At 28.3% G+C, this 23,805-nt stretch carries 17 protein-coding genes; 8 read left to right on the forward strand and 9 right to left on the reverse strand.

The window, feature by feature from the left end; genetic code table 11:
* Positions 1-15: 15 nt before the first annotated feature.
* The 6 genes from grdA (at position 16) to Q0H31_RS04585 (ending at position 7,997) form a co-directional block, all read left to right on the forward strand.
* Positions 16-483 carry a glycine/sarcosine/betaine reductase complex selenoprotein A gene (gene grdA / locus Q0H31_RS04560; RefSeq protein ID WP_295296062.1) on the forward strand — a complete coding sequence of 156 codons (468 nt, stop codon included), beginning with the start codon at positions 16-18 and terminating at the stop codon, positions 481-483.
* Positions 484-632: 149 nt separating this feature from the next.
* Positions 633-1,931, forward strand: coding sequence for a glycine reductase complex selenoprotein B (grdB, locus tag Q0H31_RS04565; RefSeq protein ID WP_295296063.1), 1,299 nt, complete (start codon positions 633-635; stop codon positions 1,929-1,931).
* Positions 1,932-2,063: 132 nt separating this feature from the next.
* Entirely contained in the window at positions 2,064-3,650 is a 1,587-nt protein-coding gene (gene grdC, locus Q0H31_RS04570; protein ID WP_295296064.1) for a glycine/sarcosine/betaine reductase complex component C subunit beta, read from the forward strand.
* A 13-nt stretch (positions 3,651-3,663) separates the two neighbouring features.
* A complete protein-coding gene (grdD, locus tag Q0H31_RS04575; protein ID WP_295296065.1) occupies positions 3,664-4,833 on the forward strand; it encodes a glycine/sarcosine/betaine reductase complex component C subunit alpha in 1,170 nt (389 codons plus the stop codon).
* Positions 4,834-4,970: 137 nt separating this feature from the next.
* Positions 4,971-6,371, forward strand: coding sequence for a sodium:alanine symporter family protein (locus Q0H31_RS04580; RefSeq protein ID WP_295296066.1), 1,401 nt, complete (start codon positions 4,971-4,973; stop codon positions 6,369-6,371).
* Between the two features lie 216 nt (positions 6,372-6,587).
* Entirely contained in the window at positions 6,588-7,997 is a 1,410-nt protein-coding gene (locus tag Q0H31_RS04585; RefSeq protein ID WP_295296067.1) for a sodium:alanine symporter family protein, read from the forward strand.
* Positions 7,998-8,161: 164 nt separating this feature from the next.
* Here Q0H31_RS04585 and Q0H31_RS04590 read toward each other — a convergent pair whose 3' ends face one another.
* The 6 genes from Q0H31_RS04590 to purD all read right to left on the reverse strand — a co-directional run bounded on the left by Q0H31_RS04590 (position 8,162) and on the right by purD (position 13,229).
* Complete coding sequence (locus Q0H31_RS04590; protein ID WP_295296068.1) at positions 8,162-8,902, reverse strand: energy-coupling factor transporter transmembrane protein EcfT; 741 nt, start codon at positions 8,900-8,902, stop codon at positions 8,162-8,164.
* Between the two features lie 41 nt (positions 8,903-8,943).
* A complete protein-coding gene (locus Q0H31_RS04595; protein WP_295296069.1) occupies positions 8,944-9,774 on the reverse strand; it encodes an ATP-binding cassette domain-containing protein in 831 nt (276 codons plus the stop codon).
* The gene (locus Q0H31_RS04600) at positions 9,759-10,589 is read right to left on the reverse strand and encodes an energy-coupling factor ABC transporter ATP-binding protein (protein ID WP_295296070.1); all 831 of its coding nucleotides are present in this window, start codon (positions 10,587-10,589) and stop codon (positions 9,759-9,761) included. The genes Q0H31_RS04595 and Q0H31_RS04600 overlap by 16 nt, the downstream gene beginning before the upstream one ends.
* A gap of 20 nt (positions 10,590-10,609) precedes the next feature.
* Complete coding sequence (locus tag Q0H31_RS04605) at positions 10,610-11,122, reverse strand: CD3072 family TudS-related putative desulfidase (RefSeq protein ID WP_295296071.1); 513 nt, start codon at positions 11,120-11,122, stop codon at positions 10,610-10,612.
* Positions 11,122-11,724 carry a CD3073 family putative ECF transporter S component gene (locus tag Q0H31_RS04610; protein WP_295296072.1) on the reverse strand — a complete coding sequence of 201 codons (603 nt, stop codon included), beginning with the start codon at positions 11,722-11,724 and terminating at the stop codon, positions 11,122-11,124. Before Q0H31_RS04610 ends, Q0H31_RS04605 begins: the two co-directional genes overlap by 1 nt.
* Before the next feature lie 251 nt (positions 11,725-11,975).
* Positions 11,976-13,229 carry a phosphoribosylamine--glycine ligase gene (purD, locus tag Q0H31_RS04615; RefSeq protein ID WP_295296073.1) on the reverse strand — a complete coding sequence of 418 codons (1,254 nt, stop codon included), beginning with the start codon at positions 13,227-13,229 and terminating at the stop codon, positions 11,976-11,978.
* Between the two features lie 187 nt (positions 13,230-13,416).
* On the opposite strand from purD, the gene Q0H31_RS04620 reads away from it, so the two are divergent.
* Together Q0H31_RS04620 and Q0H31_RS04625 are read left to right on the forward strand one after the other, a co-directional pair.
* Positions 13,417-14,220, forward strand: coding sequence for a hypothetical protein (locus Q0H31_RS04620; protein ID WP_295296074.1), 804 nt, complete (start codon positions 13,417-13,419; stop codon positions 14,218-14,220).
* Positions 14,192-14,674, forward strand: coding sequence for a hypothetical protein (locus Q0H31_RS04625; RefSeq protein WP_295296075.1), 483 nt, complete (start codon positions 14,192-14,194; stop codon positions 14,672-14,674). Before Q0H31_RS04620 ends, Q0H31_RS04625 begins: the two co-directional genes overlap by 29 nt.
* A gap of 155 nt (positions 14,675-14,829) precedes the next feature.
* Here Q0H31_RS04625 and Q0H31_RS04630 read toward each other — a convergent pair whose 3' ends face one another.
* The 3 genes from Q0H31_RS04630 to uvrC form a co-directional block, all read right to left on the reverse strand.
* Complete coding sequence (locus tag Q0H31_RS04630) at positions 14,830-17,826, reverse strand: Eco57I restriction-modification methylase domain-containing protein (RefSeq protein ID WP_295296076.1); 2,997 nt, start codon at positions 17,824-17,826, stop codon at positions 14,830-14,832.
* A 94-nt stretch (positions 17,827-17,920) separates the two neighbouring features.
* Positions 17,921-21,214, reverse strand: coding sequence for a helicase-related protein (locus Q0H31_RS04635; protein ID WP_295296077.1), 3,294 nt, complete (start codon positions 21,212-21,214; stop codon positions 17,921-17,923).
* A 56-nt stretch (positions 21,215-21,270) separates the two neighbouring features.
* Positions 21,271-23,103 (reverse strand): excinuclease ABC subunit UvrC, encoded by a 1,833-nt coding sequence (gene uvrC / locus Q0H31_RS04640; protein ID WP_367117123.1) that lies wholly within the window; start codon positions 23,101-23,103, stop codon positions 21,271-21,273.
* Between the last annotated feature and the right edge of the window lie 702 nt (positions 23,104-23,805).

Below are 23,805 nucleotides of genomic sequence, written 5' to 3' on the forward strand. Positions count from 1 at the left end.
TTTAGGAGGAAAGCCATGAGTATTTTAAATGGTAAAAAAGTAATTATCATTGGCGATAGAGACGGCATTCCTGGAGAAGCTATCAAAGCTTGCGTTGAAACAGTAAGCGACGCAGAAGTTTTGTTTGCTGCTACGGAGTGTTTTGTTTGAACAGCCGCAGGAGCGATGGATTTAGAGAATCAAAAGAGAATTAAAGAGTTTGCAGAAAAATTTGGTAAGGAGAGTTTAGTAGTATTATTTGGTGCAGCAGAAGCTGAAGCTACAGGTTTAGCTGCTGAGACAGTAATGATAGGTGACCCTACATATGCTGGTGCTTTAGCAAATGTTGCTTTACATTTAGATGCTTATCATGCCGTAGAACCAGAGTTCAAAGAGGCAGTAGATGCTTCTGTTTATGATGAACAGATTGGTATGGCAGAAATGACATTAAATGTAGATGAAATAATCGCAGAAATGAAAAGAATGCGTGAAGAAAACAAATAATACAGCTAACTTATAATTTTTTATAAAAAACAAATTCTCTAAAAAATAAAAAAATCCATTGTAAATAAAAACCAGTTTGGTTTTTGAAAACACGGCAGCCTAATATTTATTTATTTGGTTGCCTTAAATTAAAAAATTAGGAGGCTTAAATGCCACAATATAAAATTGTTCATTATATTAATCAGTTCTTCGCTAACATTGGTGGTGAAGAAAAAGCTGATATAGCTCCAGAAAAAAGAGATGGAGTGGTTGGTCCGGGTGCAGGACTTCAAGGTGAGCTTAAAAAACTAGGTGTTGATGCTGAAGTAGTTGGCACTGTTATTTGCGGTGACTCTTACTTTAACGAAAACTTAGATAAAGCTAAAAAAGAAGTTTTAGATATGATTAAAGGCTATAGTCCAGATTTAGTTGTAGCTGGTCCTGCTTTTAATGCTGGTCGTTATGGTACTGCTTGCGGTGCTGTTGCTAAAATGGTACAAGATGAATTAAAAGTACCTGCTGTTACTGGTATGTATGTTGAAAACCCAGGTGCGGATATGTTTAAGAAAGATGTTTATATCATTTCTACTAAAGATTCTGCTGCTGGCATGAGAGATGCTTTACCAAAAGTAGCTAAATTAGCTTCTAAACTTCTTAAAAAAGAAGAAATTGGTACTCCAGATGCTGAAGGTTATATACCTAGAGGAATACGTGTTCCATTATTTAGAGAGAAAAATGGTGCTGAGAGAGCTGTTGATATGCTTATCAAAAAAATCAAAGGTGAAGCATTTACTACAGAATATCCAATGCCAGACTTCGACAGAGTAACTCCTGGTGAAGCTATTAAAGATATTACTAAAGCTAAAATAGCATTAGTTACAAGCGGCGGTATAGTGCCATCTGGAAACCCTGACCATATAGAATCTTCTTCTGCTTCAAAATATGGAAGATATTCTATTGATGATATGGGTGAAACAGCTCATGGCGGTTATGACCCTACTTATGCTAACCAAGACCCTAACAGAGTATTGCCTGTTGACGTATTAAAAGATTTACAAAAAGAAGGCAAAATTGGAGAGCTTTATCCATACTATTATACTACTACTGGTAATGGTACTTCTGTTAAGAACTCTAAAGCTTATGCTACTGAATTTGCTCAAACTTTAGTTAAAGACGGCGTTCAAGCTGTTATTTTAACATCAACCTGAGGAACTTGTACTCGTTGCGGTGCAACGATGGTTAAAGCAATAGAAGCTACTGGAATACCTGTAGTTCATATTTGTACTATTGTTCCTATATCTTTAACAGTTGGTGCTAACAGAATAGTTCCTGCTGTTGCTATACCTCACCCATTAGGTAATCCAAACTTATCTAAAGAGGATGAGAAAAAATTAAGACGTACATTAGTTGAAAGAGCTTTAAAAGCTTTGACAACTCCTGTAGATTCTCAAACAGTTTTTGAAAATTAATTTGATATTGAAAACTAAAATTATTTATATATACTATATATATAAATAATAAAATAAAGGGGAGTACAAATATTTAATTATACTTGTATATCCCCTTATTTTGTAATTAATAATATTTTGGGAGAATAAAAGATGAGTTTTGCTGTATTAAAAGCTGCTGCTTATAGCTTAGTACATGCACCTGATATGGTTATTAATAACGGTACTACGCAAACAGTTGAAAGGGAAGTTAATCCTAATTCTGATTATTTAAAAAACATTAAAAAACATCTTAGACCTTTTGAAGATGTTGTAAATTATGCACCTAATCAAACTTATATCGGTAATCTTCACCCTGAAGAATTAAAAAAATTAGCTAGTCAAGTTTCTGAAGAGGTAAAAAAAGCTGGCGGAAGCTGGATTGGTGTTCCTTGTAAGGGTGAGAGAAGCGGAAAGTTTGGTGAGATTTTTGCTGAAGATGAATTCATTTTTATGATGAAAATTTCTGACACTTTTGAACTTGTATATTTAGAAGCTGAGTTCGAGAAAAAAATGAGAGATGCTTATGTGGCAGCAGAATCAAAATACAAAACAGAAGAAGAAATTAAAAAAGATTTAGCTCAAGTAAAATGTGAGACAAAAATCGAAGATATAGAAAAATTAATGAAAGAAGAGCATGCTGAGGGTTTATACTTCAATGAAAAATTAGTTGGTTGTGTAAAAAGAGCTCATGATGTTGATATTAACTTGAGTGCTCATGTTATATTTGAAAACCTTGCAGTTAAAGCTTCCGGTATAATAGCTTTAAAAGAACTTATTAGAAAGAAAAATGTTGATCCTAAGAGTATTGATTTAGTAATAGAATGTTCTGAAGAGGCTTGCGGTGATATGAACCAAAGAGGAGGCGGAAACTTTGCTAAGAGTGTTGCAGAAATTGCTGGTATACCTAATGCTACTGGTTTTGATATTAGAGGTTTCTGTGCTGCTCCTTCACATGCTTTAGTAACAGCTGCTTCATTAGTAAAAGCTGGTTCTTACAAAAATGTTGTAATAGTGGCAGGAGGAGCTACTGCTAAATTAGGTATGAATGGTAAAAGCCATGTTACTAAGAATCTTCCTATTATTGAAGATATACTTGGTGCTTTTGCTGTACTTATTAGTGAAAATGACGGTGTACACCCTGTTATTAGAACTGATATGCTTGGAAAACACACTGTTGCTACAGGTTCTGCTCCTCAGGCTGTTATGAACTCTTTAGTAGTTAATCCTTTAGAAAAAGCAAACTTAAAAGTTACTGATATAGATAAATACACTGTTGAGATGCAAAACCCTGATGTTACTAAACCTGCTGGTGCAGGCGATGTACCTGAGGCTAATTACAAGATGATAGCTGCTATTGGTGTTAAAAAAGGTGATATTGAGAGAAGTCAATTAGCAGAGTTTGTTGAAAAGCATGGTATGTCTGGTTGGGCTCCTACTCAAGGACATATTCCATCTGGGGTGCCTTATTTGGGTTATGCTATTGAAGATATTATGGCTGGTAAAATTAACCGCATAATGCTTATAGGTAAAGGTTCACTTTTCTTGGGAAGAATGACTAACCTTTTTGATGGTATATCTGTTATTATAGAAAAAAATAATGGTGATAAAGGCACTGGCGAAGGTGTTTCTAAAGAAGAAGTTAATAAACTTATTGCTAATGCTATGAGAGATTTTGCTAAAAGCATGTTGGGTGAATAAGGAGGTATTATATATGAGTGATGCTTCTAATTCAGCTATAAAATCTATGATAGGAGAGACTTTTCTCTCTCTTGCTAATGCTTTAGAAACTGGTCAGTTTGGTAAAAAGGTACGTGTTGGTATAACAAACAGAGGTTCTGAGCATGGGGCAGAAGCTGTATCTCTTGGCGGTTTAATAGCTATGAAGAGAAACAAGAATGTTGAAGTTGTTTTGATTGGTGAAAAGAACTCTACTGGTTTACAAACAATAGAAACAGATTGCGATGAAAAAGCTCATAAAATAATGGAAGAGATGCTTGCTAAAGGGGAATTAGATGCTTGCGTTACTATGCATTATCCTTTCCCTATAGGGGTTTCTACTGTTGGAAGAGTTATTTCTCAGGCTAATGGTAAAGAAACATATATTGCCACTACTACAGGTACTTCTGCTACTGTTAGAGATCAGGCTATGTTTAAAAATGCTATTTATGGTATTATAACAGCTAAAGCTTGCGGAATAAAAGAGCCTACAGTTGGTATATTAAATATAGATTCTGCACGTACAGTTGAGAGAGCTTTAAAAGAGCTTGCTTCTAATGGATATAATATTAAATTCGGTGCTTCTAATCGTGCTGACGGCGGTGCGGTATTGAGAGGTAATGACCTTATTACTGGTGCTGTTGATGTTGTAGTTTGTGATTCGCTTACAGGAAACATTCTTATAAAAATGTTCTCATCATTCAATAGCGGCGGAAGCTACGAGGCTATTGGCTATGGATATGGTCCTGGTATAGGATTTGGATTTAAAACTCCAATATTCATTATTTCAAGGGCTTCTGGTTCTAATGTTATTGCTGGTGCTGTTGAGTATGCTTATCAGTGTATTAGCGGCAATATAATAGATGTGATGAACAAAGAAGAAGAGGAAGTAAAAAAATATGGTTTTGATGCTATATTAGAAAGCTTAAAGCCTAAAGCTTCTTCTGGAGGTGAGAAACCTAAGGCTGCTGTTGCTAAAGAAGTTGTAACTGCACAGATTCCGGGTGTGGAAGTTATGGACTTGGATGCAGCTGTAGAATTGGTTATGGAAAATGGTATATATGCTGAGTCTGGTATGGGCTGTACCGGACCTATCATATTAGTTAGTGATAAAAATAAAGAGAATGCTGAGAGTATTTTGAGAAAAGGCGGATTTATATCTTAGTTTAAGATTATCTGCTGTAAAGAACAATTATAGTAACTTTTTTACTAGTTAAAAATATGGAAACATTAGATATAAAAAATAATATCTAATGTTTCCATTTTTTATTTTATTAATATATTAAATCATAGGAGTTTATTATGGATGTAGTTTCAAACATAGTAGCAAAGGTTAACAGTATTTTATGGGATTATCTGTTGATAATCATGCTATGCGGAAGTGGAATTTATTTCACTTTGAGACTTAAATTTGTGCAGATAGCTAAATTTAAAGATGGTTGGAACAGAACTTTTGGAAACCTTTCTTTAAGAGGTAAGGCTGCCGACAAAGAAGGTATGAGTTCTTTCCAATCTCTTGCAACTGCTATTGCTGCTCAGGTTGGTACTGGTAATTTGGCTGGTGCTGCTACTGCTTTAATTGCCGGAGGTCCCGGAGCAATATTTTGGATGTGGGTATCTGCTTTCTTTGGTATGGCAACAATCTTCGTTGAAGCTTCTTTAGGTCAAAAATATAAAACTACAACAGAAGATGGTCATGTTATAGGAGGTCCTGCTTATTATATTACTGCTGCTTATCAAGGTGTTTTTGGTAAATTTTTAGCTGCTTTATTTGCTATATTTATCATATTGGCTTTGGGTTTTATGGGTAATATGGTTCAATCAAACTCTATATCTGGTGCTTTTGTTAATGCTTTCCCTACTATTAAACCTATATATGTTGGTATAGTATGTGCTATAATATCTGCTTTCATATTTATTGGCGGTTTAAGAAGAATAGCTTCATTTACAGAAAAAATAGTACCTATAATGGCTTTATTCTATATCATTGGTTCTGTAATCATTATAATAATGAATATTAAAAACCTTCCTAGTTCTATAGCTTTAATATTTACTGCTGCTTTTAATCCTCAAGCTGTTATAGGTGGTGGATTAGGTATAGGTATACAACAAGCTATGCGTTTTGGTGTTGCTCGTGGTTTATTCTCTAACGAAGCTGGTATGGGTTCTACTCCTCATGCTCACGCTTTAGCTAAAGTTAAACACCCTTGTGAACAAGGTGTTGTTGCTATGATAGGTGTATTCTTTGATACATTTGTTGTCGTTACTTTAACTGCTTTAGTTATATTAACTTCTGACATATTACAAACTAAAATATATCCTTTAGAATCAGCTTCACTTATACCTGAAATGTTAAAAGGTGTTGGTTTGCCTCAAGAAGCTTTCAGAATGGGTTTTGGTTTCTTTGGTGTAGTATTTGTTGCTATATGTTTGTTCTTCTTTGCTTTCACTACTATAGTAGGTTGGTATTTCTTTGGAGAGCAAAATATTAAATATTTATTTGGAGTAAAAGCTGCTAAAGTTTATGCTGTATTTGTTGTAGGTTTCGTACTTTTAGGTTCAGCTTTAAAAGTTGACTTGGTATGGTCTTTAGCTGATACTTTCAATGGTTTGATGGTTATTCCGAACCTTTTAGGTCTTTTGGCTTTGGGCGGCGTTGCTTCTGCTTTATTTAAAGAATATAATAATATAAATAAAAAATAATAAACATAATTTTTGATTTTTTATTAATAAAATGTCTGGCAGGTTTTTACTTGCCGGGCATTTTTCATCTAAAGAACTCTTATTATTTATAGTAATAAATAATAAAATGATTTTTTATTTAATATATTTTTCTTAATAAAATATTTATTGAAAATATTTTTTCTATTTTAATTTATTTATAAATGTAATATTTTACATTTATTATTAGGAGATATAATGTATATTATTGAACAATTAGTTTCAAGGATTAATTCATTTTTATGGGATTATACATTACTTATATTTTTATGCGGTACGGGGCTTTATTTTACTATACGGCTAAGATTTATACAGATAAGAGAGTTTAAAGATAGTTTTAAGTCTACTTTTGGTTCTGTTTCTTTAAAGGGAAATGCGGCTGATGAGCATGGTATGAGTTCTTTTCAATCTCTTGCTACATCAATTGCTGCTCAGGTTGGTACGGGTAATTTAGCTGGTGCTGCTACTGCTTTAGTTTCTGGAGGACCGGGAGCAATATTTTGGATGTGGGTATCTGCTTTTTTAGGTATGTCTACAATATTTGCTGAAGCTACATTGGCTCAGAAATTTAAAACATATAAAGATGGTCAAGTGATAGGAGGACCTGCTTATTATATACAGGCTGCTTATAAAGGCAGATTTGGTAAATTTTTATCTGGTTTATTTGCTATTCTTATTATTCTCGCTTTGGGAATAATGGGGAATATGGTTCAGTCTAATTCTATATCTTCTGCTTTTTCTAATTCTTTTCCTGTTAATACTAAAGTTGTAGGAGTGATAGTGGCTATTATTTCTGGATTTATATTTTTAGGCGGCGTTAAGAGAATAGCATCATTTACAGAAAAGATTGTTCCTATTATGGCTATATCTTATCTTCTTGGGGCTATTATATTAATACTTCTAAATATTACAAAAGTGCCTCATGCTTTTTATATGATATTCGTATCTGCATTTAATCCTGAGGCAATAATAGGCGGTTCTTTAGGAATAGGAATACAGCAGGCTATGCGTTTTGGTATAGCTCGCGGTTTGTTCTCTAACGAAGCTGGTATGGGTTCTACTCCGCATGCTCACGCCATTGCTAAAGTTGATCATCCTTGCGAGCAGGGAGTAGTTGCTATGATGGGGGTATTTTTTACTTTTATTGTACTTACATTAACTGCTTTAGTAATACTCACTTCTGGAATATTAGAAAATCAAGTTTATAATTTAGAATCTCATAGTTTAATATCCGAATCTTTAAAAGGTATTGGTTTAGCCCAAACTGCTTTTCAAATGAAATTTGGACATATTGGTGTGATATTCATTGCTTTATGTTTGCTTTTCTTTGCTTTCTCTACAATTATTGCTTGGTATTTCTTTGGCGAACAGAATATTAAATATTTATTTGGTCAAAAGGCTACAAAAATATATGCTTTAGTTGTGGTTGTATTTATATTTATAGGCTCTACTCTTAAAGTTGATTTAGTATGGTCTTTAGCTGACTGTTTTAATGGTCTTATGGTAATACCTAACCTTCTTGGTATATTAGCATTAAGCCCTCTTGTATCCTCACTCGTAAAAGATTATAAGAGATTCAAAAAAGAAAAAAAGAATAAATCTAATTGATACAATTTCATAATATATATTAAAAGGCTTGTTAGATTTTTTATAAATAATTTGCAAGCCTTTTTTTATTTATATTTTTTTAGTTTATCTGCATGACTTCTATATCTTATAAAATTTATTATTGGAATATTTACAAGATTTAAAATATGTAATTTTTATAAATATTATGAAATAAAATATTTATAAATATTTATATCTAATTCTCTTAATAATAAATTTAAAAAGAAACATATTATAGAAAATAAAATATATACATAATCTTTTAATTTTAAATTAGATTCATACAATCTTGTTTTTTTAGCATTATCACTATACCCCCTAATTTCCATAGCAATGGCAGTTTTGATAGATGATTGTATCGCTAAAACTACTATAGGAATAAAAATACTAGTTATATTTAATATTTTGTCATATATAGATATAATATCATAATCTAAACCTCTTGCTTTTTGTGCTTTAAATATCCTCACAGCTTCATCTCTTATTAAAGGAATAAATTTTAAAGATAATGCTATTATTATACTAATATTTTCTATAGGTATTTTTAAATATTTTAAAGGGTAAAATATTTTTTCTATTGCAAAACCAATGTCTATAACAGTCATAGATGATAACATAACAGCCGCTAATATTATTATAAAAAATAACCTAAAAGCAGTATTCAATATATAATAAACATCTCTTCCTATAAGAAAATAATTAATAAATATTATAGATAATAATAACCAAATAGAAGCTAAAAATATCTTTAATATGTTTCCTACATTTATACCTACAAATAATATATGTATAATAATAACTATAATAAAAAATATAATCTGATTAATATTTTTCATCATAATTAATGAAACAGTAAAAAATATTGTAGATAAAAAAATTGTTCTAGGGTCAAATCTATTATTCATTTTATTTATTCTCTTTTATTAAAAATTATATTAAAAAACTATTAAAAAATTTTTTCTATTAATTCATTTATATTATATACGCCATCAACCTTATTCATTCCTAATCTTTTTAGCTCTTTTATATATTTATAAATATCCGGCTCTGATAAATTATATTTATTTAATATTTCATCAGAAAATAATAAGTCTTTAGGTTTTCCTAATATATATTCTTTATTTTTATTTAGAATAAACACATCATCTCCATATTCTATTATATCATCTAATATATGTGATGATTGTATAATGGTAACATTTAAGTTTTTATTTAATTCTTTAATTGTATTCATAAATATATTTTTGCTTTCAAAATCTAATCCAGCAGTAGGCTCATCTAAAAATAGTATTTTTGGAGAAGTTATTATAATTGATGCAAGTGCTACAGTTCTCTTTTGTCCGCCGCTAATTTCAAATGGGGATTCTTTTAAAATTGCTTTATCTATATTTAATAACTCAACTATTTCTTTCAATTTAAAATTAATTTCTTTGCTGCTTAATTTATTTCTTTTAAGATTAAATATTATTTCTTCTTTTATAGTATCATTGAAAAATTGTTTATCAGAATATTGAAACATTATTCCAGATAATTTTCTAAACTCTATTAAATTCTTTTTGTTGTTTAGGCTTACATTATTAAATAATATTTCACCAGATATTTTCTTTGTAATTAAAGACATAGTTTCAAGAAGTGTAGATTTACCGCTCCCAGACACTCCTGTAATAAAATGAAATTTACCGCTTTCAAAAATGATATTTAAATTTTCTATTATGATATTTCTTTTTCTTTTATTTAAGATATATCCTGCAGTTAAATTTTTTAGAGATATTTCCATAATTTATCACAAACCATTTTATAATCAAAAACATATTCATCTATTAAAACATTCTTTTTTTTATACAATTCATAAGCTAATTGAAAATTAATAGGCATATTAAGTTTATGAAACTCATCGCTTTTTATTAGCATCTTCACAAACTCATTAACACTTCCATTAAATGAAATAACTCCATTATCCATAAATATAACATCATTGCAATATTCTATTTCATTTAGATGATGAGTTACTATTATTATAGCAGTTCCCATAGAATGCACTTGATTTAATATTTCTATAATCTTTTTTCTGTTTTCACTATCAAGCATAGATGTAGGCTCATCTAATACCAATATTTTTGGTTTTAATGCTAAAGAAGAAGCTATGCAAAGTCTTTGCTTTTCCCCGCCGGAAAGTGAAGATATTTTATCCTTTCTTCTATTAGATAAACCTACTATCTCTAAAACTTCATCTATTCTTTTATGCATATCTTTACTATCTATAGAATAATTTTCCATAGAAAATGCTACATCAAACTCAACTATATCAGCAACTATTTGTTCATCTGGATTTTGAAAAACTAAACTAGCCATTTTATATATTTCATAAGACTTTTTATTTATGTCCAAATTTAGTATTTTTATTTTACCTCTATTTGCTTTCTCTATTCCAAACATCAATTTTATTAAAGTTGATTTGCCACTGCCGTTCTTACCAAGCAAAGCTAAATAGCTGTTTTCATTAATACTAAAACTAAGATTGTTTATAAAGTTTTTTTTATCTTCTGCAAAATAAGAAAAACAAACATCTTCAAATTCAACAACCTTATTCATAATCAATCTGCCTATATAAATTATAAATAATCATTAACATCATAAAAATTAATATTGATATTATTCTCTTCTAAAATAATCTTAAAAGTTTCCATAAATACTCCGCTCTCATTTATCATTTTTATTTTAGAATTAATATCTTCCAAATTTTTATACTTGCTAATCTCTCCTCCAATATCTCCAGAACATGTGAGATTAACTCCGCAGCTTGGGCTTCCTGCTATACCATATACACCAATTATCTCATATCCATTATTAATATATTCTTTTATATTATCAACAAAATCATTGATTCTGTTTTCTATATATTTTTTATACCCAACATTGCAAAACTGCTCTTTAACATGCCCCCATCTCTTTAGTCCATAATACTCTGTTTCAGGACAAGGTAATTGCAATATTCCAATGTTGTTTTCAAATAGATTCTTTACAAATGGTAAAAAAGTATTAATATCTTTATATTCACCCTTTACTACAGAATTCTGATTCAATATACAATGCGATAATATTGCTAATTTCTTGCTTCTGTTCATTATATATCCTCTTCTACTTTGGACATTTTTTGAGATAATATTTTTTTGTTTGAAGTGATTTTGTTTAATAAAGAAGTTGGTATTCTTAATATTATAATACTTGCTATTATACAAGAAAGCGGTTTATCTATAATATTTGATATAATTCTAGGTATGAAAGCAGCAGTAAAAATCTTTTGACCGCTTTGAACTAAAAAACCTGTCATAATATCCATAGTTCCGCCGGCTAATCCGCCATATAGTAAAACAGTAATAGGTGTGCCAACCAAAGGAGCTACTACAGCAAGAATTACACCTGTTATTATAGCTATATGTATCTTAAAACCAAAATTAATAGATACTATTCCAACAACTATGCCTATTATCATATTAACAAGAGCATAAGGAAGCTCTGCCGGATTATTAAGCATTGATGTTATTAAATTTGTAACAAACCCTGTTATTGCTCCATACAATGGTCCTAATACAGCAGCACTCAACACAGTGCCAATTACATCAAAAAACACAAAAGGTATTTTTAAATGTGATGATATAAAAGATAATACAATATTTAAAGCTACACCTATAGCACAAAAAACTATAGAATATGTTTTGTTTTTCATAGAATAATCCTTGTAATTATTATTTGTAATAAAAAGTATTTAAAAATATTTAATTTAAGAAAATTGTTTTTTTATAAGCAACCTGCTTACGGAAATTAATTATTCTGAGGAAAGTCGTATTCGTTGATAAAATACATTTGTTTTGATAGGAATAAAATTTTCATTGTAATTGAACCCTATGTAATTATTATACACCTTATACTACAATACATAAAAAATATGTCAATAATATTTTATAATATTAATAAAAATTATTTAATTAAACCAATATCTTTTCTAAAATATTTGTCTTTGAAATCTATCTTTTCAATATCATTATATGTAAGTTTTCTTGCCTCTTCTAAACTGTCAGCAATATTAACAACATTCAAAACTCTTCCGCCGCTTGTAATAATATCTTTATTTTCATCGAGTTTAGCACCTGCAATAAAACATTTGCCGTTTATATCGTTTATGCCAGTAATCTTATAGCCCTTGTTGTAGCTTGAAGGATAACCTCCTGAAGCCATTACCACACAGCAAGCATGTTTATCTTTCCATTTTATATTTATGTCTTTTAGTTTTTTATCCATAGCACTTTCTATTAAAGATAAATAATCACTCTCCATTAGCATAAGAACCGACTGAGTTTCTGGGTCTCCCATTCTCACATTATACTCAAGCAAATATACGCCTTTCTTTGTAATCATAAGCCCAAAAAATATTATACCCGCAAAGCTTATATTTTCTTTTTTCATTCCTTGAAGTGTAGGATTTAATATGTCTTTTATAAATAAGTCTTCTGCCTCTTTTGTATAATAAGGGTTTGGAGCTATTGTTCCCATTCCTCCAGTATTTAGCCCTTCATCGTTATCCAATGCTTTTTTATGGTCTTTAGCCGATATAAAAGGTATTATAGTTTCTCCGTCGGTGATAGACAAAATAGAAGCCTCATAACCTTCCAAAAACTCTTCTATTACTATCTCGCTTCCAGCTTCGCCGAATACTTTTTTAATCATCATCTCTTCTAATGCCTTATTAGCTTCGTTTATGTTATTACATATAACTACGCCCTTACCCAAAGCAAGCCCGCTCGCCTTTATAACAATAGGATAATCTATATTTTTTAAATATTCTTTTGCCTTATTGCAGTCATTGAAAGTTTGGTATAGAGCAGTTTTAATGCCGTATTTTTTCATAAAGTCTTTAGCATATGCCTTAGAGCCTTCAAGCATAGCACCTTTTTTGTTTGGTCCGAATATTTTTAAGTTGTTTTTTTGAAAAATATCTACGATTCCTTCAACAAGCAAGTCTTCGCTTCCTACTATAGTTAAATCAATATTTTTCTCTTTTGCAAAACTAACAAACTCATCAATTCCATTTAATTTTACATTCTCACATTTATTTTCATAATATGTACCAGCATTACCGGGTGCACAATATATCTTTTCTACGTATTCATTTTTTGATAAAGAGAAAGCTATAGCATGTTCCCTACCGCCAGAGCCAGTGATTAGTATTTTCATATACAAGCCTTTATTGTTTTTTTAATATTATAAATTAATAGTCTTATAAAGTCTATAGTCAAAGAAAGATTATTTAATAAGAGCGACTGATTATCAAATTATTAAACAATAAAAAAAATAATAATTACTTGTTTTAATTTTTTTTATTTATATAATTATAAAAATAATATAATTGGGTCTATTATTTATGGATAAATTACATTTTAATAAATATCAAATGTTTCTGATAAAACCGGGAAATGGACAAAGAATTGTAAAAATGAATTATGATGATTTTATTGATATAGAAGATAGAGAAGAAAATACAAATAAAGATGAAACAGGTTTTAAAATAAAAATAACTAAAAATCATAATTATATATGGATATATGTTGAATTTGGTTCTACTATGCCACATAGAAAAAAATTAGTAAATATATATGATAATTCAGAAAGGGATAATATAAGAAATGATGATGAAGCAGAATTAGGAAATCAAATATTTTTCTTTTATGATTTAAAAACATATGATTTATATTTATCCAATCATAATAAAAAAACATTTTTCATAAACTTATTTGAAGAATATTTTAATAAAAATATTGAAATTAAAGAATATTATAAAAATATAGATGAATTTTTAAAAGAATTAAGTTACGTTAGTAAAATATCTTTCACATGTAAAGATGATATCTTTTCAACTAATTCTACACAGATGAAAGCATATAAAGACCTAACAGGAAATAGTTCACCAACAAGATTTACATTAACATTTGAATATCAAGATAAACTAAAACCAATAACATTTATAAAGTCTTTAAATAGAGAAAGAGAAAATTACAGAATTAGTTCCTTATTAGTCAAGGGATATTCAAAAAATAATAATATAGACTTATTATTTAATACGGAAAATTTAAGAGAAAGAATAACTCTTAATTTAAATAAAACAGATGAAGGTATATTTAAAGAAGAGGATGTTTTAGATGCATTACAGACAAAAATCAATTGTTGACGAATGGCTATTATTAGATTATCCTATAATAATATTAATAATTATAATAACAACTACTTTTAGTATATTATTTTGTGATTTTAATTTTATAAAAAGTTCAGATTTTTCGACTTTTTTATCTATAACAATAGGATATCAAGTAACATCTGTAGCAGTATTATTTAATTCAAAGATATTATATCTTTTACATGAAAGTCCTGATGAAGTTTATTCTTCTAAATTACATAGACTAGCATCGTATTACAAAAATTCAATTATGTTTAGTTTATTCTTTTTATTTATTACAATATTTGTTAGTGATAATATATCATATTCAAAATACATCAATAATTATATAACAATAAATATTAGAAAATCTGTATTTTTCCCAGCAATGTTTTTTAGCATATCTTATTTTTTTATAAGAGCCACTAGCATATTTTTTGAAATATTTACTATTCCAAGAAATGAATAAATAATATTTTAGAATATCAATTATTATTATTTTATTATAAGAATGTACCACCCAAAAAATAGCCAGCCGAGCAAAATAAACTCACTCTAAGCCATAAACCTAAAAAATTACTCCCCTCAATAACTCTAATATTATTATCATTCAAATTATAAATTTTAATCTTCTTTACTAGACATTCTATATTTTATTTCATAATTTTTAATAAAATCTGTTTCTTCTTTAGTTAGTTTATATAAAGGACATATAAAATCATCTATTTCATCAATTATATTTTTAGACATTCTAATTTTATACTCTTTAAAAGAATTTATATTTTTATAATTAGTTTTTTCATGAATAATAACATTTTTTTCTATATCCTCTAAATATTTTGAATATAATTTCTCAATATATTTTATTTTATCATTATCTAACTCATCAATAGGAATTTTAAAACTTTCTATTTCGTATTTTTTCATATTTAAATTATCAGAGAATATTTGATAATACCAAAAATATAAATTGCTACTCAATATAGCACCTATAGTATTAGCAATTTTTTTATCAAAATAAATTACTTTTTCTGAACCAGCTTTAGTACTAGAATAATTAGTAATTACTTTAAAATATCTTCCGCCAGCCATTCTATAATAGATAGGATTTCCTTTATCTTTTACCAATGAACCTATATCATTTTTTATCTTAAACAATTTTCTTAATATATTAACTTCTATTTCTTTACTTATTTTAGGATATCTGCCTAATAATTTAAATTCTTTTACATCAACAAATTCTAAATTATGCAAAATATTATTGATTGTATCCTCATTACTTTTTCTATACATTTTAGTGCATAATACTTTTTTATTTACAGTATTAGTTTTTAAACATTCTAGTATAGAAACATTAACTACAGCATTTAAAAATATAGGTTTTGGTCTTACAGCATAATTAGATATTTTTATTAATTCACATTGTTTATTAAAAAATTGGTGCATATTCTCCATAGATTCACTTGATACAATTGACATAGGAGTTATATATATTAATGCTCCATTATTTATCAACGACAATCCTTTCTCTATAAATAATGAAAATGTATCAGTAGAACCCTTGAAATTTCCATATTTATTTTTTATTGTTTTGGCAGTTACATAATTATTCTCAAAATATTGTTTTTCATCTTTGCTTATTTTAGCACCATAAGGCGGATTGCCTATAACTATATCAAATTTTCTATCTAAACCAAATTGTAATTCGGCGTCAAAATATAACGCTGCTTTATTTTTAAAGGGATGCCAAGAACAGATTAGCGTCTTTGTGGCTCTTTCTAAATTCTCATCTCTTTCTATTTGTTCAAAAAAGGCTTCTATATCATTCTCTGCTACTTTTTTATCTTCTTTATCATGTATATTAAAATAATTTTTGATAGACTTCTTTAAATTCTCAATATGTCCTTTAATAAATAGTTCTTCTGTGGAATTTACTTCTAAAGGTACTAAAGTATTGGCACATATAAATTGAAACTCTAAATTCGGCAAGGTCTTAATACCAAAATTATCATTTTTATCATCTGTTTTCTTCTCATCTACAACCAAAGATAAAAACGCCCTTAATTTACTTACCTCTACCGCTATAGGCTGTATATCTACTCCATGTATCATACTCTGAAGTATATCAAGTTTATACGCATAACTAAATTTTTTGGCATCATATAATTTTTTAAACTCCTCCTTAGTGCCTGACGGCAATTTATTAATTATATAATCTTTATAATACTCATGCTTGGGGTCTAATTTATCTATTACATTAAAAACCCTCTGAAGTATCCCCAAAGGAAAAGCACCGCTGCCGCAGGCTGGGTCTAAGATTATCATGTCATGTATATTCTTTAAAATACTCTCGCGTTCTTTATCGCTATACTCTATACTATCTTCAATATCAAAAATCCTATCTATCTTATCTTTTATATCTGGAAGTTTTTTATATAGATAAAGCTTTATAGCCTCCATTACCATATAATCTACAATCTCTCGCGGCGTATAAAATGAACCCGTCTCCTTTCTGGCACTCTCTTTGGTTTCTGGGTTTATCTCGGCAAGAAGGTTCTCAAAAATCCTACCTAACATCTCTGGGTCTATGCTTATCTCTACATCAAAAGGGGCACTCTCATCTACAGTAAAATTATACATCTCAAAAAACTCAAACAAACCCTTTACTATATCATCATCTATGATTTTTACTGCCTCATCATCTTCCTTCTTGGAAAATAAGCCCCCATTCAAAAATGGTATTTCTTTCTCATAATTAGATATTACTCTATCCTTTGAAAAGCTTCGCTTCTCCATATCAATATTAAGTACATTAAAAAATAAATCCTCAAGTACATCGCTGTAATAATTTTTCTTATATTTTAGATTCTCAAAAACTTTGCTGTTTAATATCTCACTCGGTATAAGTTCCTTCTCTCTCAAAAACCAGCAGAAGAGTATACGGCCCAAAAACCTTAAAGCAAACTCCTTAGCCCTGTTCTCATCTTTATTAAAATATTTTATTACATCTTTATATATATTATCAAAATACTCTTTAACCCCATTATAAAACTCTTTATTTACAGGCTCTACACTAAAAGCATTTTCTATACTCTCAACACTATTAAAAATATCGCTTTTAAGTCTGCTTTCTGGAGTATGAACCTTTATGCCCTCCCCAAGCAAAAAAGTATATCTCTTAGGATTACTATAATCTTTCTTAAATCTTACATCTTTATTAAGCAATACAGCAACCTTATCATGCTTTACATAAGAAACCCTATAATTATTTTTTTTGTCATTATAAAGTATAAAAAATATCCCCTTGCCGTAAGTATTTCTTTCTCCCCCTGTAATTATCTTGCTGCATAGCCTTGAAATTTTTACTCTGCTTGCAAGATTAGTGTTTTTTATATAAACTTCATACACCCCTATAGTTTCGCCATTATCTGTATTCAAATCCCCAATCCAAATTACTTTCTCCAAAAAATCGCTATGCTTCTCTAATATCTCATCTTCATTGCTTATAGCTCCATACTCCTCTTGAAAACTCTCCCCAAAATGTAAAGCCCACTTTTCTTTATTATAAGCCTCATCAAATCTAAAATTGCTAATGTTTGTTAAATTATTGTTTTTAGCCATAGAGATATCCTTAAACACTATTATATATATAAACTAATAATATATTAAAATTACATAAAAATAAACTTAAAAAAATAACTTCATTAAAACATTATCATTCTATATCAAACTCTTCTTTTACTATCAAATTAGAGTTTTTATACACACTCTCCAAATTATTTGTATAGTAGTTAAATTTATCTTCTGCTTCTTGTATAGAGATGATATTTTTAATAACATCAATATTCACTTCAGACTTTAATAATTTATCTATCTCTCTAATATTTTTTTCTGTAAGATGTTTATTATCTATCAAATAAGACAATTTTTTAATATACTCTTTTTTTTCATCATCATCAATATTCTTAGCAATTTCATCAAGTATAATAGAAGTATCCGATTTTTTATTAGCAGTTTTAATATTCTTTTTTCTTTTAAGCTCTTCTTCCAATTCAATAATTTTTTCACTAGCAGGCAAATATTTTTCATTTTCATTAGCCTTTAATATTTTAAATATATTTTCTATATTAAAGTCTATTTTTGATTCTTTTAGTAAAGCTCCAAATATTCCATTAGAAGAACGCACTATCTCTATAATTCCCTCAAAATCTGCTTTTCTTTTCACAACAATATTATTATCTATCTCTTTTATTCTTTTTAAGAGTTTCTCATCATTTTTCAATCTATTAAACACATCTCTATATTCATTATCCCAACTAACATCATCATCTTCATTTAGATTTTCTTTTTTCAAAGACAGCAAAGAATTAATTTCATCATCATCTTTTAATATTTTAGTATCATTTCCAAATATTGCATTTATCAAATTAAGTTTAAAATTAGATATCTGCCAATTTTTAATATCTTTTTGGGCTTCGAGTCTAGGTATAAAGTTATGAATATATATTTTATCGAATAATTTTTTTCCTATTCTGTTTATTCGTCCTACTCTCTGTATTACTCTAGTAGGGTTATAAGGTATGTCATAATTTATTATTATGCCCGCCCTATGTAAATTAATACCTTCAGATAAAGTGTCTGTAGCTATCAATAAAAAGTAATCATCTTCTTGTTTTGATATATCAACAGAAGCATCAAAATTCGCTATAATAATATCTTTATTTTTTGACTGAGAAGTAGATTTTATAGGTTTTAATATTTCACTTAATTTTTCATCTTCACATATGGTATCATACAAATAATCAGCCGTATCTTTAAACTCAGTGAATATTATAATTTTTCTTTTATCATTTTCTTTTTGGAACTCTTTTAATAATTCTATAAGCTTTTTAAACTTCCTATCTTTATTAAATCCAATATCCTTCCAATCATTTTTTATTTCATTTAGCACTTTTAAATCATTTTCAAACTCTGTGAAGAAATTACTATCCAATACATTTTTTACATCTTCGATTAATTTTACATCTTTATATTTTTTATTTAACTTATCATAATCTAATACATCATCATCAATATCTTCATCAACATTATCCTCATAACTAAAGAAATCTTCTGTATAAAGCATGTCCCCTCGTTTATAAATAGGATAATACCCCTTATTAATCCAAGATTTTATATTGTCATATTTATCAATCATATTATCAATACTTTTCTTAAAAGCATAAACAGAACTTTCAAATCTTCTTACCAATAAAAGTTTCATAAACTTAGTTAAGTTTCTAGAAGAAGTGGAAGCAAAATCGATATTAATATTTTCTCCGTATATTTGTTTTATAATTTTGTTGCTGATTTCTTTTTCTTTTTCATTATTATATTTTAAATATACCAAAGGCTCATAACGAACGGCTTTAAATTTGCTATTAGCAAGATTTTCTTTATTTTTATCATTTTCTTCATTTTCTTCATAAGGACTAATCTTTTCAAATGTGTCGAAATACAATTTAGAAATATCACCCAAGTTATAATCATGCAATTTTGGACTTTCAACAATATTAAATTCAATCTTCTGTTTTTCTAAATCTTTTTTATATTCTATATCTTCAATCAAATCCCTCCTTGTTCTTCTTATAATAATAGGATTAATTAAACTTAGAATCTGTTTAGAAATATCTTTCATTTTCTTTTTAGTTTCTTTTTTATCATCATTTTCTTTATAATCTAATTTAATTTTTCTCTCTTCTTTTAATATTTTATTTTTAATATCTATTATATTTCTATTAGTTGTTAGAATTCTATCAAAAATATCTACCAATGAAAATATATCAGAAGTGGTGTTATGCATTGGTGTTGCAGTGATAAGCATAACTCTATTCATGGCACATATATCTTTTATAATGCTATAGGAAGTAGTTTTATTATTAACAAATCTATGTGCCTCATCAATAATAATAAGTCTTTTTTTTGCATGGCTCTTAACATAATCATATACTTTATCTAATAAACCAATACTAAATACTTTGGCATTTAATTTAAACTCTGCATTATAATTTTCCCAAGAATAAATAATTTTTGGAGGGGATATAATAAGTATCTCTTCTACATATTTTTTTTCTAATAAATTCTTTGCTATAGTTGAAGCAATGATACTTTTTCCAAGACCAACAACATCCGATATTAAAACTCCATCATACAACATTATACTCTTTATGCCTGTTTTAATAGCATCAATCTGGTATTTATAATTAGAATAATGATAATCATTAGGATTAAATAATAATTCTTCACTTGTAAAAAAGCTAAAATATTCATATATAACTTTTAAATATATCTCATAAGGAGTAGGGGTTCTAATAAGCTTTTTTAATGAATTATTATCATTATCTTGCATGCCAATCCTATTAAAAAATTCCTTATGATTATTTATATCCAATATACATTTAGAATCTTCCCATTCCCTTTCAAAAATTTTATATGCATCTTTAAATATATCTCTACCGTAAACATTGATTTCTCTTTGATTTTTTAACCCATACGAAGAGAAGTTACTTGAGCCTATTATTACTTGACCAGTTATGTCATATATAAAATTTTTTAATTTGTGTTTTAATAAATATATTTTTGCATGAGTTTTGTTATTAGCACTTCTTATTTCAAGTGTGGAATTTTTACATTTCTCTTTGAATAATTCCAACACCTTAGCATTTTCTTCGCTTTTATTTAATTGAAAAATACTATATTCTTCAAAATTATTAATTTCTTCCTGATTACTTTTCTTGTTTTCTTCATCACTGTAACTCATATATATACGATGTATTTTTGGGTCTATATTCATACCCATAATGATTTTTACTTTTGTATTTAAAAACATTTTTTTTGCTTTATCATTATTAGCTATATCATAAAATGCACTATAAGAACAATATCCTGAAAGTATACATATCTCTTCGATTTCCTCTTCAGATATAAATAAATCAAAAACTTTTTTATTAGAATTGTCTATTATTTCCATGAATAAAAACTTCCATAAATTATTTTTTATATATGATGAAATTATATCATATCAAACTATTTATGAAAATAATTATAAATATTGTTAGCCACTTTATAACTTATTCCGGGTATATTAGCTATATTATCTAATGAAGCATTTTTTATATTGTCTATATTTATAAAATGAGAATAAAGCTTTTCTATGCCTTTTTTGCCCAAACCTTCTATTTTTTCAAGTTCGCTTTTTACCATCTCTCGGCTTCTCTTTCTTCCATGACTAGTATTAACCCATCTATGCGTTTCATCTCTTACCTTTTGTAAAAATAACCTTGCAGGTTCATTATCATTTAATTGAACAGGGTTTTCTCTGTTGGGTAAATATATCTCTTCAAATTTTTTGGCAAGTGCCATTATAGGCTGATTTTTTATGTCTAATTCTTTTAAAGCTTCTATTGCAGAATTAAGCTGACCTCTACCTCCGTCTATAAGTATTAAATCTGGAAATGTAGAGTTTTCTTCTTTAAGTCTTTTATATCTTCTATATACTGCCTCTTTTATGGAAGCAAAGTCATCTATGCCTGTAACAGTCTTCATATTAAATATTCTATAGTTTTTATTATCAGAAACACCATTAACAAATCTTACCATTCCTGCCATAGTGTAGCTTCCCTGAATATGTGCTATGTCGAAAGATTCTATTATAGAAGGAGCTTTTTTAAGTTTAAATATTTCTTGAAGTCTTGTGATTCCAATAGGCACTTCTCTAATCAATGCCCTCTCTTTAAATAAATGTCTTGCATTTTCATTGGCTATGGATATTAAACCTTTCTTTGTGTTATCAAGTTTTATTTCAACATCTCTTCCAGATATCTCTTTTAAATAATCCTTTACAACATCAAAATCTTTAATTACAAAATCTGTAGCTATTGAAGCGGGTATTAAATTATTATGAGTATAATATTGAGTAATGAATGCAGAAATAACTTCACTATATCTTGATTTATTAGAATCTTCATCAATGTTTTTATCTTGCATAGCAAAAGTTTTTCTATCTACAAGCTTGCCGCCTTTTACAGAAAGCACTACAATAGTATAATCTCCATTTTGTCCATAAGCTCCTATAATATCTATATCATCGCTTTCTGGTACATATATACTCTGTTCAACTGTAATAGATTTAAGTAAGTCAATTTTATCTCTTAAATCTTTTGCTCTCTCAAACTCTAACTTCTCTGCAAATACAAACATATCCTGCTTCATCTTAGCAACAAGCTCATCAACATTACCTTCAAGAAGCATAATAGCATCATCAATATCTTTATCATATTCTTTCTCATCAATCAAATCAGCACAAGGAGCAGTGCATTTTCCTATATGATAATAAAGGCATGGTCTTATTTTGCGTTTTAGAGGAAAATCATATTTGCACCTTCTAAGCTTAAAATTATCTATTATAAACTTTACTATTTTTTCAGCTCTCTCAGCCGCAACATATGGTCCATAATATTTTTTGTATTTTTTAGCATTATCTTTGTCTATTACATTTCTTGCTTTTATCACCCTTGGAAAATGTTCATTTGTAATTGCTATAAAAGGAAAAGATTTTTGGTCTTTAAGAAGTATATTATAATGAGGCTTATGCTTTCTTATCATCTCAGCCTCAAGTATTAATGCCTCTACTTCGTTTTTTGTAACTATATAATCAATATCTCTAATATGTTCTACTAATGCAGTTGTTTTTGCATCTTTATTGTTTCCTATAAAATAGGAAGATACTCTTTTTTTTAATGATTTTGCTTTGCCTATATATATGATATTGGTATCTTTATCTTTCATAAAGTATACGCCAGATTTTGTAGGCAGGCGTTTTAATTTTTCTGAAATATATTCTTTAACTTGACTATTCATAATTATAAGTTTTATAATTATATAAAAAATAAAAAGTTTGTCAAAAAATAAATGCTGCTATACTTAAATAATTTTATTTATATTTTTTATAATTTTTTATTCAACTTTTTCCCGCCTTCGCACCATAGGTACTTCCTTCGGTCGCAGTGCGGACTTTCTCAAAGTTGCAAAAAATGCAATATACTATAGCTAATATTTTATGAACATTTATTAAATGTGGTATAAATCCTAATTTTAGCTTAAAAATGCAGCCTTTTTGCTTCTTTGTGGCAACAAAAGAAGTGGGGTGTGGGGCAAAGCCCCACAAATATTTAAAATTAAAAAATATAAATTTTGACAAACTTAAAAATTTTCAGTATATACCTAAACAACTATATTTTGTCATAGATTTTTTCTTCAACTTTTTCCCGTAGCAAAAAGTTGCAAAAAGTACAATTTATTTAGCCTTATACGAAAAAATATGTATCAAATAATGTAGAATAAAACTCAATTTTAGTTTAAAAATGCAGTCTTTTTGGTTCTTTGTGTCAATACCGAAGGTACTTCCTACGGTCGCAAAAGAACTGGGGGTGTGTACCCTAAAGGCACGCTTCGCAAGTGGCAAAGCAACCACAAATAAAAAACTTAAAAATGCACAGGAGCCAGACATATTGCAGTTAGGAATTCCTTAATTTCTTAAAGTATAGCATAGGTGTATCATAA

The organism is uncultured Brachyspira sp. (genome assembly GCF_934747485.1).
Classification (GTDB): Bacteria; Spirochaetota; Brachyspiria; order Brachyspirales; family Brachyspiraceae; genus Brachyspira.

Excerpts from the sequence above, each read along its gene's own strand:
- purD (WP_295296073.1), bottom strand. The coding sequence starts at position 13,229 with ATGAAAATACTAATCACTGGCTCTGGCGGTAGGGAACATGCTATAGCT.
- Q0H31_RS04605 (WP_295296071.1), bottom strand. The coding sequence starts at position 11,122 with ATGAACAGAAGCAAGAAATTAGCAATATTATCGCATTGTATATTGAAT.
- Q0H31_RS04600 (WP_295296070.1), bottom strand. The coding sequence starts at position 10,589 with ATGAATAAGGTTGTTGAATTTGAAGATGTTTGTTTTTCTTATTTTGCA.
- uvrC (WP_367117123.1), bottom strand. The coding sequence starts at position 23,103 with ATGAATAGTCAAGTTAAAGAATATATTTCAGAAAAATTAAAACGCCTG.
- grdD (WP_295296065.1), top strand. The coding sequence starts at position 3,664 with ATGAGTGATGCTTCTAATTCAGCTATAAAATCTATGATAGGAGAGACT.
- Q0H31_RS04625 (WP_295296075.1), top strand. The coding sequence starts at position 14,192 with ATGCATTACAGACAAAAATCAATTGTTGACGAATGGCTATTATTAGAT.
- Q0H31_RS04610 (WP_295296072.1), bottom strand. The coding sequence starts at position 11,724 with ATGAAAAACAAAACATATTCTATAGTTTTTTGTGCTATAGGTGTAGCT.
- Q0H31_RS04595 (WP_295296069.1), bottom strand. The coding sequence starts at position 9,774 with ATGGAAATATCTCTAAAAAATTTAACTGCAGGATATATCTTAAATAAA.
- Q0H31_RS04620 (WP_295296074.1), top strand. The coding sequence starts at position 13,417 with ATGGATAAATTACATTTTAATAAATATCAAATGTTTCTGATAAAACCG.
- Q0H31_RS04630 (WP_295296076.1), bottom strand. The coding sequence starts at position 17,826 with ATGGCTAAAAACAATAATTTAACAAACATTAGCAATTTTAGATTTGAT.
- Q0H31_RS04590 (WP_295296068.1), bottom strand. The coding sequence starts at position 8,902 with ATGAATAATAGATTTGACCCTAGAACAATTTTTTTATCTACAATATTT.
- Q0H31_RS04580 (WP_295296066.1), top strand. The coding sequence starts at position 4,971 with ATGGATGTAGTTTCAAACATAGTAGCAAAGGTTAACAGTATTTTATGG.
- grdC (WP_295296064.1), top strand. The coding sequence starts at position 2,064 with ATGAGTTTTGCTGTATTAAAAGCTGCTGCTTATAGCTTAGTACATGCA.
- Q0H31_RS04585 (WP_295296067.1), top strand. The coding sequence starts at position 6,588 with ATGTATATTATTGAACAATTAGTTTCAAGGATTAATTCATTTTTATGG.
- Q0H31_RS04635 (WP_295296077.1), bottom strand. The coding sequence starts at position 21,214 with ATGGAAATAATAGACAATTCTAATAAAAAAGTTTTTGATTTATTTATA.